The following is a 14802-nucleotide window of genomic DNA, read 5'->3' on the forward strand; positions in this document are numbered from 1 at the left end:
AGTATATCATATAATTATCAATAGGAATAACGATTATTTCATATGATTATAATCACTTTTATATATGGTTAAGAGGAGATGAAGGGTATGGAATTACGCCAGTTACAGATATTTTACGTTGCCGCCCAAACACTTAACTTCACAAAAGCAGGTTTGAAACTAGGCTACGCGCAATCCAACATTACCGGTCAAGTTCGTCAACTCGAAGAGGAACTAAAAGTGAAACTATTTGATCGGATAGGACGGAGAATTCAGCTAACAAGCGACGGTAAAAAACTTCTAAACCATGCCAAGTGTATACTAGATCTATATGAAAGAGCTAAAGAAGATTTTCTACCTCAAGGCATTGGCGGCGTCCTAAACATTGGTGCCGCTGAAACCGTTTGCGTCTATCGTCTTCCTCAAATCTTAACTGAATACCGGAAACTCTATCCCCAGGTTGAAATACGAGTTCAAACAGAAAGCTGTGAGCATTTTTTTGAATTAATCAAGACCAACACTATTGATATAGCTCTGGTACTGACCGACAAAATAAAATCTACGGAAATGGTGGTACAAACACTACATGATGAAGCGATGACAGTTGTGGCAAGCCCGCTTCATCCTCTGGCACATAAGAAAACTATTAAACCCCATGATTTTACCGATGAATGTTTGATCATCACATTACCAGGCTGCGGCTATCGCCCTATGGTCCTCTCTTTGTTTAAGGAGAATCATGTTAAACCTGGAGCACTTATGGAACTTTCCAGCATTGGTGCCATAAGACAATGTACCATCTGCGGTTTAGGTGCTGCCATCTTACCAAAAATTGCTGTTCAAGATGATTTAGAGCGAGGTAAACTTGTCGTGTTAGACTGGACCGGACCTAAGATTGACGTAAAAACCCAACTAATTTACCACCATGAAAAATGGCTGACGCCAGCAATGCGTGCTTTTTTAGAACTATGTGGTTCTATGAATCAATAATTAATTAAATTTTGCAGCACCAAATCGTTAGCACAATGAAGCGTGAATCACCTCCCAACAGCAGCATGCTGTCACTTTTAGTAAATAAATGATAAAAAAAACTCACTTCAATTTGATGAAAAGAGTCTTCTTTGACTGCAAAACATTTACGATTGCATTTACCAGTTCAGCAATCATAAGTATGATTTTTTCCTTGGTCACGGTATAACATGTGTATATCATTATTAAATATCACCATTCATGATTACGATAATCATGAACGGTGATGATGAATCACATCTTAGTAGTAGATTCTATCTTTTTATATAAAATAGGAGCGTACCAAAGTACGCTCCTATTTTTCACTAATTGCTGTACTATATAACTATTATTTATCCATCCATTATATTGAAAACGAGATGCTATGTAGATATCCATTAGTTAATATCTACAGCACTATTTAACCGGTACATCAGATAAATAAACTGCATCAGTTAATCCCTGAACAAAAATGGGACTAGTTTTATTTGACTTATAAGGATCGCCTAATTGACCGTAATCACTATGTCCACAGGCTTTTGCTGTGCCGTCATTTAAAAGAAAAAGTGTATGAATATTTCCACAAGCTACTTGCGTTACATTTGTTAATTCAGGAATTATAGTTGGAACCGTTGCAGTGGTTTTCATGCCCAATTGCCCATAAAGATTCCATCCACATGACTTTACAGTACCATCATTTAATAAATAAACTGTATGACTTTCCCCACAAGCAATCTGTTTTACATTTGTTAGCCCTGAAATCAATGTTGGGCTATGCTTTTCTTTAGTTGAATGATTACCCAATTGCCATTGACCGTTGTATCCACATGCTTTTACAGTTCCATCACTAAGAAGAAATACTGTATAGAAACTTCCACAAGCTATTTGTTTTACATTGTTTAATCCCGGAACTACAATTGGACTAGTTCTGGTACTTGTTGTTCCATCACCTAGTTGACCATATTTATTGAAACCACAAGCTTTCACAGTACCATCCTTCAAGAGAAAGAATGTTGAATTACCGTCACCATTATAAGAAATCTGTTGTACGTTTGATAGTCCTGGAATTTCAATCGGAGTATATTGACTTACATATGATGTTGTTCCATTACCGAATTGACCATATTGATTTGACCCACACGCTTTTACGGTTCCATCATTAAGAAGAAACATAGTACTAATATCTCGACTCGCCACTTGTTTTACATTACTTAATCCTGGAAGTATCGTTGGAGTAATTCTTTGATTGTTGGTTCCATCACCTAGTACACCACCACTGTTTCTTCCACATGCTTTTACAGTACCATCATTCAATAGATAAAATGTCTGATATGACCCACAAGATACCTGCTTCACATTGGTCACTTCTGGTACAACTAATATACTTTTATCCACGATAGTTTCATCGCCTAGTTGACCATATTGGTTCCATCCACACGCTTTCACAGAACCATCACTTCTTACAAAAACTGAATGCCAGCTTCCCATAAATATTACCTCCATTTTTTCTTTTTTCTAGCCTTTTCAAGCGATATATCCACGGACCTTATTCTCTTTGTGTGTATCCTGTATATCGGCTTTCACTGATATACATTCTTGTGATAATGATATTTAAACGTCGAAAATACAATTATTTTAGGCATAAAAAAAGCACCCCGAAGGATACCTCATTTCAATCTTTTTAACTTATTATCATTTTACCACAGCTAAAGTCAAAAAACTATGACACGATACTGACATTGAAACTCTAATAAAATTATAATCATATATTTACGAAGAATATCAGTAAGGTACGTCTCTACCGTTTATGGTAAGAAGAGAAGTCAGCAGCATCCAGTTAATGGAGACTGGCTTTTATTTTGGCCGTTCCATGTAACTTTTCCAATACGAAGTACATATGCTATTGAGAAATATGTTTTGTAAACAAGGAATTGACGCCATAGAAGATATTGTTCTTGATTCTTTAGGGACTCCTTTTCTATGACTCTACAAGGAGGTTACAAATTGTTCCCTATAGTAACGAAGTATTCCCAATCAGGTATCCCCCCAGAACAAGAGAAGCATATCCTTGACTCTCTGACGGACCTATCACAAACTTTCATTCCTAACGCCGGTCAGGTGCCCACACCTGCACATTTTTACACCCGCGGCGCAGGCAGGCTATGGCTTTTACTTTACTCCAGAGGCAGTAAATATGGCATTCATCGAACGTCCGGCAAAGCAAACCAAATTAGACCGCCATCGCCGACGTTTTCGTCCGGATGAGGCTCAGCAGGAAACGGAACAAACCAGGCAGGGAATGCATTTACCAATTCAGCAATCATAATATTAGTGCCCCCACCTCATAAGACTAATATATGGACATCATTGGCTGCTATAACACTTGATAAATACGTGGTTCTGTTCACTCTAGACCATTTCCCCCACAGTATTATCCCGGCAAGATTGTTCCTTGCAAGGATGACTGTGCAGCTCCTGATAGTAAAATAATAAGTTTTTCGGAAAACTAAAGGAGAAAACGGCTCCTTCATTTACCTTTCCATTAATCCAAGCTTTTCCATTATGTCGTTTTAAAATCTTCTGGCATACTACAAGCCCGACACCCGTTCCTTCAAACTGATCAACAGAATGAAGTCTCTCGAAAATCTTAAAAAGCCGGGATGACTCACTCATATCAAAGCCTGCACCATTATCTTTTACTGAAATAATGTAATTGTCTTCGTCTTCCGCGGAAGTCACTTCAATAATTGCCTGTTCGCAATTGCGGGTATATTTCAGAGCATTGGAAAGGATATTGGTCATCAGTATTTTTATCATGATAGGATCACCATGAATCATAGGGAGCTGTTTTATCTTAAAAACCACTTGTCTTTCTGGCTGGAGTTCTATTAGTTCATCATACACTTCACGAAATAAAGGTTCTAATTTAATATCTTCCATTGCTATTTGCTTTTGGGACATTCTAGAGAGTTCCAGCAAATGATCCGTAATATCAACGACTTCCGCTGATTTGTTTTGAATATGTGTAATTAACTCCTGTCCATTACTGTCAACCTTATCGGCATAATCACGCATAAAATATTGTGAAAGCTTATTGATTGACTGTAACGGGGATTTAAAATCATGCGCTACGGAATGGCAGAAATGATTAAGTTCTTGATTAGCTTGATGAAGTTCCAAGTTAACTTGTTGAAGAACTTCTTGATTACTAATCAAATCTGCTCTGGTTTTTTCAAAATATACTAACAGAATACCACCTGCAATAAATAGACGTAATAATGCGCATATAAAACTGATCACCGAATAAATTCCCATCTCCTGAAAATTTTTATAATAGAAGGAAATTACTAAGGTGAGAATGCCCCATAAAATCAAAGAACACCCTGTAACATATTTCCCAAGCCATTTCGTTTTAATATTAAAAATAATAAATCCTGTGTAGATAAGTGCAATAGCACTAAACAAAGTAAGAGGAATTAGTTTATAAACCAATGGTAGTTGACTTATCGTAGACAGAATGCTCAGAGTTATTATAATTGCAACGATGTAGGACCAGTATTTTTCTACTGGTCGGTTGATAAAATTATGTGTACCGCAAATAAGAAGAAAACCGGATACAATGTATAATGCTTGGTAAAACAAGGAGGCAATAACTGAACCATTCCAATCAATCACTCCATAGTCAAAGAGAATTACCCTAGTAAAAAGTATAACCCAACACATGGTCCATATGCCCAAAAAACGTTCGCGATATATAACATATAAATAAGCATACATCGGAATCGTTAAAATTGTTGCTACCAATATTGCAAAATTAGACATTTGGGAAGAATTCATTTTAATTATTATCTCCTTCTTTAAAAGCAACAAATAATGTTTTTTAAAATTATAACGAATTTTTGCATTAATATCAATGAAATTCCAATATATTACTGTCTAATATGTTGGAAATATCCTAGTAAATGATATGTCTTTTTATTTCTGCAAATTACAAAGTATCTTGCATGCAATAACAGAATGTCGTTTTCTGAAATTACCAAAATTATAAAACGATAAGACTAGAATATCTAAATCGACTAAAGCTATAACACTTGAGGAACGTGTTGTTGGATACTCTAAACCATTTTCCCCACAATATTGTCCAGGTAAGAGGATGCCATACAATGATGATCGTGCTCTTCCTGACAATAAAATAATAAGTTCTTGACTTGTGCTACCACACGCTGCAATATAATCACCTACATGACAATGAACGAGGCTGCCACAGGAATGCAAAAAGAGTTTTGCTTCTGAAACAGACAAGCCCTTCAGTAGGGATATGTTGTTATTTGGCCTATTACCAAAGTACTGATACATAATAGTCCATAGTTCTTCTTCGCTAACGAGCCGGCTATTAACAGTTGTTTTAATTTCGCGGAAAAATTCTGAATAAAACCAATCAGTTGCTTTACTATTTAATGATGTTCTTTTGCGAGCAATACGAAATAACGGAGAACCTACTGTACGCAAGTGTTCAACATCATCTATTAACATAACCAAACTGGCTAACGAACTATTGTCGTTAGGGTCTATGGTATTTTTATCAATGCGAACTTGTCCAGTATGTTCATAAAATGGGATTAAATGAAAAGTACAGTTTAAAAAAGCAAACTGTACTTGATAAGCGCAACTTAACTCATACATCTTTACTGTAAATAAGTATATTGTTGCTGAACTACGATATTGTGAAGTTACCATACCTCTTGAAATCACGGTAAAGAAAGGATCATCTTCTTCATTGTAAAACTTCCTGAATTTAGCCATGCGATACGTCTGTACTAAATCGGAAGAAAACTCCGATATCCTGCCAATATTTACTCTCACCGTACCAATAAGTGTTGATCCGATATGAGCAGTGAGCAATATAGCCCATTCATCTAACTCATCGTATAAAAGTTTGATATTATGGTCTGCATCTGCAAGATCATAACCTATTTCTTCGGCATAAATGCTGTACCGTAATCGATAGACTTCCCTTTTTTCCTCGGGTGTTTTTGCGACACCTATTCGTATAGGTTCTTCTTTTGTGGATACAGATGTTGCTTGGTTAATGTTTGTCATAAAAACGCCTCCTTTTGATATAAAAAGACAGTAATCTTTTTATTCCTAATTAATATCTACTTAACTATAATAATTTGCAAGTTTATAATAGATATAGGACAGGAGACAAGCCCGATGTACCGAAAGCAAAAAGAAAGATAGATAAAGCCTCCCAGCTTTATCTATCTATGTAAAAGTAAAAAAGATCCTTTTCAAATTACCTCTTCAAACAACATCTATAGAAACATTAGAGTTTCTATGGTAAATTAAAGAAGTATTGTTGTGATTAAATGGGAGTACTAGAAATCATTTGCATTTATTGATACATTTCAATTACATATTAAATATTTTCCATTATTAAAAAATATGTTGAACTGGAGGGATATGATTTGTATAAAGTGTTGCTTGTTGATGATGATAAGTCAACTCTATGTGGGCTTAGACAATTTAAAGATTGGGAGTCGTGTGGATTTACTATTGAAGATGAGGCGTATGATGGCGTAGGAGCGTTAGAAAAACTATCCAAAAAAAGCTTTGACTTAACAATTACCGATATCAGAATGCCTGGTATGGACGGACTCAAGTTTTTAAGTAAACTTAAAGCCAGGAACTTAGATATTTGTTTAATGATAATAAGTACGTATAATGATTTTGAATATGCCCAACAGGGCATACGCATTGGAGTATTTGACTACATAATGAAACCAATAGACGATAATATTCTGAGTAATGCATTAAAACGGGTAAAAATGCATTTGGATGAAAAAAAACACCTGGAAAAAAGGCGTAAAGAAGAAAAACAAATGCTATTTGAAGATAACCTTAGATTCTTTTACCCGACGAGTCAGGAAAGAAAACTTATTGATTTAATGATATCCGGTAACTATGAGGTCATTGATGAAGCAGCAAGTACTTGTTTAGATCTATTTAATTTGACAAATCAAGACCCAGTTAAAACAGGTATACTGCTGGAAAAAATGCTTTTGAAAATAAGAGAGGAAATTAATAAGGCTTTTCCCTGGCTGGGAACCCTTGAGAAAATAGCCTTTAACGGTACTTTGAGTCATATAGAATCTATTGATGATATTAAGGAAAAGTTTTTGAGTTGTATAAATACCATGATGGAAATTATAAGAAAATATGAACTGCATCATCCAGACAGCGTAGTGGGAAAAACCTGCCGCTATGTTATGGAGCATGTAGAAGAGAATATTAAACTAGATGATATCGCTAACGAAGTGCACATAAGCAGAGATTATATCGGTAAATTATTTAAGCAGAAAACGGGAAGTAATTTTATTGATTATGTTACTAAAGTAAAAATGGAACATGCAAAATATCTGTTAGGGACAGGTGAATATAAAAACTATGAAGTAAGCGAAAAGCTTGGTTATAGTAGCTCGGATTACTTTTGTCGCCTATTTAAAAGTTATACAGGGCATACACCGATTGAATTCAGAAAAATGGATACATAAGAGCATTTTTAACACAAAGCAGTCTGCATGCTAAAATAGCATTGCAGACTGCCTTAAATTTTGCGCTTTTTTAAGGTAAAAAAAGCTGTTTTCTCAGGTTCATTTCAATTGGGTAAAAGTGTAAAATATGATAGAAATAAACAAATTATACTATGCGATTACATTCGACAGGAGAGATTTCTATTATAAATGGAAATGCAAGAAACATGATAACAGTCCATACTTCTAACAGTACAATGGAGTTAGCAGAAGTTATATTTAATAGATATATACTAATTGACTATGACGGTAACGAGTATATAATTTTGGACTACTTTGGGCAAAAAAGTCTATATAAACTGCACCACGATGAAAGAGAGCGAATGGGAATTACATACATTGATGCTATTGATAAAATAAATTTTGATGAAAAATAAAATCGTATCCCCATGTGTGCCCTGAATTTGTCCAATCCCATGCTGACGAATGGTTTGCCCAATGACCATATGCCTTTGTATGTAAAGCTGTAATCCCAAATAAAGCTATTGAAAATTTATTTAATACCTTACTTCTTAAATCATATACCGATTGCCTAGAGTTGTAACCCATTAATCACCCTTATTTGCCATAGATCATATTATGTATAGAATAATTTTCTATTGGTAAGTTAGGAGGTAATCTACAAATATGGATTATCGTAAATGGGATCAACCTGAAATTGAAAACTGGAAAGAAGATCCATCTTCGAGAAAAAAACTTTATGCATCAGACTTATGGGAATTTGGCCTAGGCTGCTACCCTGTTTACTCTTGTTATAATTGGTATTGCTGGCCTAATGATAGTTGCTGTCCTAGACGATCTTGTTGGCCCAGACGGGGTTGTTGGCCTAGACGAAGTTGCTGGCCTAGACAAGGTTGCTGGCCGCGCTAGCTTCGCAGGTACTTATTTATTATTAGAAAGCTTTCGGGCTTTTTCTTTTTTGCCTAATTCTCTAATAACAAATATCACTCCTACCGGTAAACGCTACATTTCTATCCAGTCCACGTCTTCCATCTTGTAATAATGCGATTCTTTAATTTGATAACTAAAAGGTACTTTTTTTCAAGCAGAAGTTTTCGATATTTCCCTACTGAAATCATCGGGTCAGTCAGGCACAGACTCCTTTCAGGGAACTGCTCTAATGACCTAGTCTGTTGCTGAAAAGCATCAATAAACCGCAACGCTGCTGTTTCACTAACCTGTGCTAGAAACCGAGTTTGAACTATAATGAGAAAAGCGCCGCTAGGGCGCTTTTTTATTATTTTCTACTATAGTCCTACTGGTATCAGAATTAATACTGGTTTTTGCATTCAATGCGGCATAGGCAGTTGTAATATTAGGGAAGGTATTCCTTTTTGCAGCTTTAGCAATAACTTCATCTGATGATTTCTGTTCAGACATACTCGCACCTCCTAGTAAGAGTGTTTACTGTGTTTTTAAAAACTATTCAGTTATTATGGAGCTTTTTACTGTTTCTATATAATGCCACAAATTCAATAAAATCAAGGGTTCTTCCATTTACCATTTTACTCGATCTACTAATCTACTGTTTTATACTGGCTATTCCTACTCATACAAAATGCAATTATAAAAACCGCCTCACTTCAAAGTAAGGCAGTATAATTACCTTCGTTACAAATTTTATTCGTATTTTTCCCATTCTTCATTTTCATATGTTTCAATATATGCGACTCCATACTTTGATTGCCATTCAACAACTTTATCGCGAGCTTCTTCGATCGTTGAGCCAGGAGATAACTCAAAATAATAATAGTTGTTTTTAGACCTTTCATAAGCAATTATTCTAATTTTATTATTAATCATTTTAATTCCCCCTATAGGAATAAATCCCCATTATCCTGTTATTTTCTTACGTCTTTCAAAATCAACTAACTCTCTAATTTTAGCATGGGTCATAATTTCTAATTCTCTAGTAAGGTCCCCTAGTAGTATATCTATCTGTTCTTCACTAGCCTCAGCAAAGTATTTTTTCGTTAATTGTTTTAATTCTTCAAAATTTAGCATTTTAGAATACCTCCTATTCTATAATAATTATTATCTATTTTTTAGTATATTTACCCCTTGTCAGTTAATATTCTCAACAAACCACTTCCCTCTTCATCGAAATAAATAGGCTTGTTTATTGCAAATCATACAAGTATACCGTATTCCCATACTACGGCTCTTCAGTGATAGCTCCTGCCCCACCTCTAAAACGATATCAAATTCAAATACCCGCCCATCTTCCATTTATAGCTAGTGGTCACCCTCACCATCTATGCAATACCTAGCTGTATTTGTACGAAGACTTTACTCATATTTCACCTTACATTTAGAACGTATGTTCGTTATAATTATAAGTTTTTAACGCTAGTAAATCAAGTGGCAAATGCTTATTTTTTTAAAACCGCCTCACCAGTTACCTCTATTTACTTTTTAAAGTCCACATCGCAAAGGAACTTTATTAAAAGGGTACATTTCCTAATAAATAGGCTTTCACTAATACACATTCCGCAGTAACATAAATTAGACTACCATCTGAAAATTTATTTCTTATTCTTTATCCGTACAGATTAACGTAATTTTATAAGCTTGACTCGGAAATACTAACATCGGAGGTGATTTTCTTGAAAAATTCTACTGATCATAGCAAAAAAATTGATCGTAAGACTCATGTCTTTTCAAGTTTGAATGGTAAAGACACACCCCCTGATATTAAGAAAAACAGCTATGTGAATCAAGGAGAAGAGCCCAGGAAAGTATAACTACCACACCTTTCATCTTTAGAACCAGAGTAACTGTAAAAATAGTTCTCTGGTTCTTCTAGTGCGTATCCATTCTAATAACAAATATCAATCCCAGATTTATCTTTAAATCCAATCCCGCCCATACATCACTTTCACCGATTAAGTCATAATTCAGTTCCCGTATTCCTTCGCGAAACTCTGACACTTGCCGTGGATCATCACCCAGCGCCTAAAGTAACCCGGGAAGAAGTGGAGATATATACCGAGGATGAAATCAAGGTTATCCTAGCCACTGCAAAGACCATGCGTAATCTTTCTGATTACCCGAAGCATCAATGGTATCCTGCTGTATATATGGCTGTTACTGGCGTTCGAATGAGTGAACTTTTTGGGCTGCGCTGGATGGACGTGCAAAAGGTAATACTATTTCCATTCGTCAAGGTTTGCATATGACAGAAGCAGGTGAATTTATTTTCGAAGAACCGAAGGAGACAACACAGGGACAGGGACTACGTTTCCTTCTGTCCCCGTGTTTCCTTCTTTTCTAGCGGGGGTTATGCTGGTTTCTGTAACAGAATTTTGGCAATTAACATAAAATAATTTGAAGAAATAAGAAAGGGTGAGTATTTTGGATTGTCAAGGGCTAACAGGAAAGGTGATATTACCTTGTGATGCTGAATATAATAGGGCGAGACAAGAATACAATGAAGCGATAGACAAGTGCCCCTTAGCTATTTGTTATTGCTGTAATATACAGGATGTAGTCAATGCTTTATTATGGTCAGAAAGACGGGGAATACAAGTGAGGATTCGCTCTGGAGGACATAATTACGAGGGCTACTCTGTCGGTACAAATAAATTGGTTATAGATACTTCTTTCATGAATGGCATCAGGGTCCATTCTGAGGACGATACTGTTGAAGTGCAAGCTGGAACGCGACTTATGCATTTATATAAAACTCTCTATAATTCAGGATATACCTTCCCCGGTGGAACTTGTCCGACGGTAGCTATTTCTGGGTTGGTATTAGGAGGGGGCATAGGCTTATCTACACGATATTTGGGGCTTACGACGGATAGTCTTATTGAAGCACAAATAGTAGATGCGAATGGAAACCTGTTAACAGCAAATCACTGTCAGAATGAAAAATTATTTTGGGCGTTGCGAGGAGCAGGAGGCGGGAACTTTGGGGTCGTGACCTCATACAAATTCCATCTGAGGAAGATAAACAAAATAACTCTCTTTCAGTTAAAGTGGAGTAATCAGTCTGCTAGGCTTAAATTTTTACAAGTCTGGCAAGAGTGGTTAAGGAATTTAGATACGAGGATTAGTGCTTTCGGGAGAATATATAAGCCAGGTCCTTGGATTTTTGGATTCTTTTATGGATATCCTGAGGAGGCTAGACAGATTTTAGAGCCTTTTTTAAGCATACCGGGAATAATTTTCGAGAATATTGAGTATGTAGACTTTATTGATGCTGTAAAGATAATAGGGGAAATCTATCCGAAACGGGAGGCTTTTAAAGCGACAGGAAGATTTATTGAAAGACAGCTTTGCCATTGTGAATTGGAAAAAATTATAGACATAGTAGAGGCCGCACCTACTGAGGATAATTCATTTATTGGGCTGTATTCATTAGGCGGAGCCGTTAGGGCCATGAAAACAGATAGTACCGCTTTCTTTTACAGGCAGGCTAATTATATAATGGGAATTTCGTCAAGCTGGGAGTGTAAAGCAGCAGCACCAGCTGTTATTGAATGGGTAGAATCAGGATTTAAGTATATCTATACGTTGTCTATGGGTTCATATGTAAATTTCCCCTATAATAATTTGCCGTGTTATGAGTGTGCTTATTATGGGGAGCATATACAAAAGTTGCGGAGCATCAAGAAAGAGTATGATCCTCATAATGTGTTTGAATTTCCGCAGAGTATTAAAACGGTGTGCTGTGAATAGTTCTGCTCGCTCCTACTTGCGTCGCGATGGCTATAGTCTCTTTCTAAAAATAATCATAAAAAAGGAAAAAGTATGTCCTTTTTATGGTATTGTTTAACTGCTAAGCCAAACAATCCAAGGAACATACTTTTTATTTTATGATTATATCATGCAATTAATTCAATATATTATTTGCAGGGTTAAGTGGCATAACGGATGGTTAATAAACTTGCTCCTTGGTATCCAGACAAGACTCCGCCCCAGTAACATGATCTAGGTATTAGAAGTATTTCTAATACCTTAAAATCCTTTTTGCATTTCTACTCTTCCTATAAAAGCGACATAACATACAAATAGCATACAGAAACACAAAAAAGCCTTCGCAATAACCTGCGAAGGCTTGAATTTACTGGAGCGGGTGAAGGAATTCGAACCCTCGACCCACGGTTTGGGAATTGGAGAAAATGTGTTTTGGATGATCTATCTCTTTTTTTAAAAGTCCATAAAATCAAGGCATGTGCAGCTTACATTTTCTATCCAGTCCACTTCTTCCATCTTGTAATAATACGAATCGGTCCGCAAAATGGTCCGCAGATATAACAACGATTACTGCTCATTCACCAGTGATATCATTAAGATACTGCACCAGTTTGCTCACATGTGTTGATGGATTCGAAACCCGCCCGTATAAATCTCTTCCTAATCCCCTATGGAAGCTGCTTAAAATAGAAGCATTCGCTATAGCTATTTTTTGCTTTGACTTTAAATCATCATAATAATTTGATGCTTTATTGTATCCAGGAATGTAGCGATTCAAATTTTGAACTAAATTTGTATTTGTTAATAATGCCGTCGAAGTAGATCCAAAATGGATTAAGTACCATAGCTCGAATGATGGATTTGATAAAATTACTTCCATGTTTTTTCTCTTTGCTAGCTTCCTTGCCTTCTCGATAAGAGCATCACTATTACCATCTACATCAAAAACAATCCAAACACTGCCTGTTTTTTTGTTTATTCCCAATTCATCAGCCTTTAATGCTGCAAATCTAACTAGATTTAGTGGATCAGTATTGCTCGTATTGGGGATTTCAATTTTTACCCCCGTATCCCGCCTTCTGTAATTTCGTAAATAAGTTCGTTCTGTTTTTTCCCCCTCACAAACGATGAGTACCGTAAACCCAGCCTGCCTTCTATTTCTGCTTCTTGGCGATTCAACTATTTTGGCCATTTACAAATCTGCTCCTCTCCAATAAAAGGTACAGCTCCATATCGACCTGCTAAATAGCCTTTTTCTATATTTTCGTCTTTTCGAACCTTCAAATCTAACAAGGAATATATATCTGTCGCTCCTGATGCTTGGTTTTTTTCAACAAACCAGATTTGATCACGACGAAATATTGTTTGAGTCAGCAAATTTGTATTATGTGTAGTAAAGATTAGCTGAGCATTACCTGTATTTTGATTTGGGTCATGAAATTTTTTTACTATGTTTTCTACTAATAAAGGATGAAGCTGAATATCCAATTCATCAATGACTAATACATGTCCATTTTCTAGTACCTCTAATAACGGTGCGGCTAATTCAAATATTTTAATTGTGCCTGCTGACTCATCATCTAAATCAAAAATTTCATCATGAAATTGACCATTTTCATTTTGGGTCCTGTGAGAAGTACGAACACTGATTACCTTTTTATCGCTCAAGTCCGATGAAATCGTTTTCTGTAATGTACTAGGTAACACTTTGTACATATCAGTTTCCCGTATATCCCGCTCTTCAGTTAAGTAATCTTGAATACTTATGTCAGCCTCAGCAAGTAAGCACCTGACAGCCTCTTTCATATCCGAATTCTGATGTATAACAGATGCTGTGTAGTTTACCCAGTTTCGTAAGCTCCCAAATATATTGATCTTTAAATTCCGTTTAAACCACTCAAAAGCTTTTGCAATAGGCTTATAGTTCCATTCTGTAGCACTAGCTAAATATAGTCGATTGCTCAGAGTTCGCCTTGATAGAGCTTCTTGCTCTTCTTTATCTTTCGTAAACTTAAATCTATTGGTATCCGTACGCTCAAATAAAGTTGCCTGCCGTCCTTTAGGGTAATTATATAGATATTCAGAATGCACTTTTTTTCTATCAATAGTAAATCCATATGCATACTTTATTCCTTGGTGAATGAAAATAATGTCGAATTTACTTGGCATATCTTTATACTTTTCATCCATTCTAAATGGTATTACATTGATTTCATCGCCATCCTGGCGTGTATTATTTTCTAAAATAATACGTTCAATAAATTTCAAGCCTCGTAATACGTTTGTTTTGCCTGCAGCATTCGCTCCATAAAATACAGCGCTCTTTAGTATTCTAGTACTTTTATAATTCTCTGGACTGTATAAATTATAATTCATTGTAGTATCTGGACCTGCAAGCATACTAAATACTACTTGTTCTTTAATTGAATAGAAGTTTTCTATTTTGACTTCTAAAAGCATCTTTAATCCCTCTCTCATCGTCGGAATAGCTATATTATACCCCTATTTTCGTGATAAAATC

The 14802-nt window shown here is 35.8% G+C and carries 15 protein-coding genes; 7 read left to right on the plus strand and 8 right to left on the minus strand.

The window, feature by feature from the left end:
* Positions 1-87 precede the first annotated feature (87 nt).
* Positions 88-969, plus strand: coding sequence for a LysR family transcriptional regulator (locus JBW_RS23260; RefSeq protein ID WP_007954816.1), 882 nt, complete (start codon positions 88-90; stop codon positions 967-969).
* Between the two features lie 435 nt (positions 970-1404).
* Here the strand turns inward: JBW_RS23260 and JBW_RS23265 are convergent, their stop codons facing one another.
* Positions 1405-2475 (minus strand): RCC1 domain-containing protein, encoded by a 1071-nt coding sequence (locus tag JBW_RS23265; RefSeq protein WP_007954814.1) that lies wholly within the window; start codon positions 2473-2475, stop codon positions 1405-1407.
* 706 nt (positions 2476-3181) lie between these two features.
* Here JBW_RS23265 and JBW_RS26095 point away from each other — a divergent pair.
* The gene (locus JBW_RS26095; protein ID WP_268747872.1) at positions 3182-3313 is read left to right on the plus strand and encodes a hypothetical protein; all 132 of its coding nucleotides are present in this window, start codon (positions 3182-3184) and stop codon (positions 3311-3313) included.
* 83 nt (positions 3314-3396) lie between these two features.
* On the opposite strand, the gene JBW_RS23875 is transcribed toward JBW_RS26095, so the two are convergent.
* A complete protein-coding gene (locus JBW_RS23875; protein ID WP_158453479.1) occupies positions 3397-4809 on the minus strand; it encodes a sensor histidine kinase in 1413 nt (470 codons plus the stop codon).
* Between the two features lie 153 nt (positions 4810-4962).
* Positions 4963-6087: a GNAT family N-acyltransferase gene (locus tag JBW_RS23275; RefSeq protein WP_007954811.1), complete on the minus strand. Its 1125-nt coding sequence runs from the start codon at positions 6085-6087 to the stop codon at positions 4963-4965.
* Positions 6088-6464: 377 nt separating this feature from the next.
* Between JBW_RS23275 and JBW_RS23280 the strand changes: the two genes are divergently transcribed.
* Both JBW_RS23280 and JBW_RS23285 read left to right on the plus strand, forming a co-directional pair.
* Positions 6465-7541 (plus strand): response regulator transcription factor, encoded by a 1077-nt coding sequence (locus tag JBW_RS23280; RefSeq protein WP_235334288.1) that lies wholly within the window; start codon positions 6465-6467, stop codon positions 7539-7541.
* Positions 7542-7777: 236 nt separating this feature from the next.
* Positions 7778-7957, plus strand: coding sequence for a hypothetical protein (locus JBW_RS23285; RefSeq protein ID WP_144408468.1), 180 nt, complete (start codon positions 7778-7780; stop codon positions 7955-7957).
* Between the two features lie 844 nt (positions 7958-8801).
* On the opposite strand, the gene JBW_RS25515 is transcribed toward JBW_RS23285, so the two are convergent.
* From JBW_RS25515 to JBW_RS25085, 3 genes are all read right to left on the minus strand, one after another.
* On the minus strand, positions 8802-8960 hold the full coding sequence (locus JBW_RS25515) for a hypothetical protein (protein WP_007954806.1): 159 nt from the start codon (positions 8958-8960) through the stop codon (positions 8802-8804).
* 240 nt (positions 8961-9200) lie between these two features.
* Positions 9201-9383 (minus strand): hypothetical protein, encoded by a 183-nt coding sequence (locus tag JBW_RS23290; protein WP_007954804.1) that lies wholly within the window; start codon positions 9381-9383, stop codon positions 9201-9203.
* Between the two features lie 30 nt (positions 9384-9413).
* On the minus strand, positions 9414-9584 hold the full coding sequence (locus tag JBW_RS25085; RefSeq protein ID WP_007954802.1) for a hypothetical protein: 171 nt from the start codon (positions 9582-9584) through the stop codon (positions 9414-9416).
* Positions 9585-10186: 602 nt separating this feature from the next.
* Here JBW_RS25085 and JBW_RS25090 point away from each other — a divergent pair.
* The 3 genes from JBW_RS25090 to JBW_RS23300 all read left to right on the plus strand — a co-directional run bounded on the left by JBW_RS25090 (position 10187) and on the right by JBW_RS23300 (position 12263).
* Positions 10187-10324: a hypothetical protein gene (locus JBW_RS25090; protein WP_158453480.1), complete on the plus strand. Its 138-nt coding sequence runs from the start codon at positions 10187-10189 to the stop codon at positions 10322-10324.
* Positions 10325-10516: 192 nt separating this feature from the next.
* Positions 10517-10759, plus strand: a complete 243-nt coding sequence (locus JBW_RS23295; RefSeq protein WP_144408469.1) for a hypothetical protein — start codon at positions 10517-10519, stop codon at positions 10757-10759.
* 166 nt (positions 10760-10925) lie between these two features.
* On the plus strand, positions 10926-12263 hold the full coding sequence (locus tag JBW_RS23300) for an FAD-binding oxidoreductase (protein ID WP_200897001.1): 1338 nt from the start codon (positions 10926-10928) through the stop codon (positions 12261-12263).
* A gap of 592 nt (positions 12264-12855) precedes the next feature.
* Here the strand turns inward: JBW_RS23300 and JBW_RS23880 are convergent.
* Both JBW_RS23880 and JBW_RS23310 read right to left on the minus strand, forming a co-directional pair.
* Positions 12856-13473 carry an RloB family protein gene (locus tag JBW_RS23880; RefSeq protein WP_007954797.1) on the minus strand — a complete coding sequence of 206 codons (618 nt, stop codon included), beginning with the start codon at positions 13471-13473 and terminating at the stop codon, positions 12856-12858.
* Positions 13461-14759, minus strand: a complete 1299-nt coding sequence (locus tag JBW_RS23310) for an AAA family ATPase (protein ID WP_082076250.1) — start codon at positions 14757-14759, stop codon at positions 13461-13463. Before JBW_RS23310 ends, JBW_RS23880 begins: the two co-directional genes overlap by 13 nt.
* Positions 14760-14802 lie beyond the last annotated feature (43 nt).

Source organism: Pelosinus fermentans JBW45 (genome assembly GCF_000271665.2).
Lineage (GTDB): Bacteria > Bacillota > Negativicutes > DSM-13327 > DSM-13327 > Pelosinus > Pelosinus baikalensis.

What these genes read in the sequence shown, in the direction of transcription:
- JBW_RS25085 (WP_007954802.1), bottom strand. Translation starts at nt 9,584, where the DNA reads ATGCTAAATTTTGAAGAATTAAAACAATTAACGAAAAAATACTTTGCT.
- JBW_RS23285 (WP_144408468.1), top strand. Translation starts at nt 7,778, where the DNA reads ATGGAGTTAGCAGAAGTTATATTTAATAGATATATACTAATTGACTAT.
- JBW_RS23310 (WP_082076250.1), bottom strand. Translation starts at nt 14,759, where the DNA reads ATGAGAGAGGGATTAAAGATGCTTTTAGAAGTCAAAATAGAAAACTTC.
- JBW_RS23880 (WP_007954797.1), bottom strand. Translation starts at nt 13,473, where the DNA reads ATGGCCAAAATAGTTGAATCGCCAAGAAGCAGAAATAGAAGGCAGGCT.
- JBW_RS26095 (WP_268747872.1), top strand. Translation starts at nt 3,182, where the DNA reads ATGGCATTCATCGAACGTCCGGCAAAGCAAACCAAATTAGACCGCCAT.
- JBW_RS23260 (WP_007954816.1), top strand. Translation starts at nt 88, where the DNA reads ATGGAATTACGCCAGTTACAGATATTTTACGTTGCCGCCCAAACACTT.
- JBW_RS25515 (WP_007954806.1), bottom strand. Translation starts at nt 8,960, where the DNA reads ATGTCTGAACAGAAATCATCAGATGAAGTTATTGCTAAAGCTGCAAAA.
- JBW_RS23265 (WP_007954814.1), bottom strand. Translation starts at nt 2,475, where the DNA reads ATGGGAAGCTGGCATTCAGTTTTTGTAAGAAGTGATGGTTCTGTGAAA.
- JBW_RS23290 (WP_007954804.1), bottom strand. Translation starts at nt 9,383, where the DNA reads ATGATTAATAATAAAATTAGAATAATTGCTTATGAAAGGTCTAAAAAC.
- JBW_RS23275 (WP_007954811.1), bottom strand. Translation starts at nt 6,087, where the DNA reads ATGACAAACATTAACCAAGCAACATCTGTATCCACAAAAGAAGAACCT.
- JBW_RS23875 (WP_158453479.1), bottom strand. Translation starts at nt 4,809, where the DNA reads ATGTCTAATTTTGCAATATTGGTAGCAACAATTTTAACGATTCCGATG.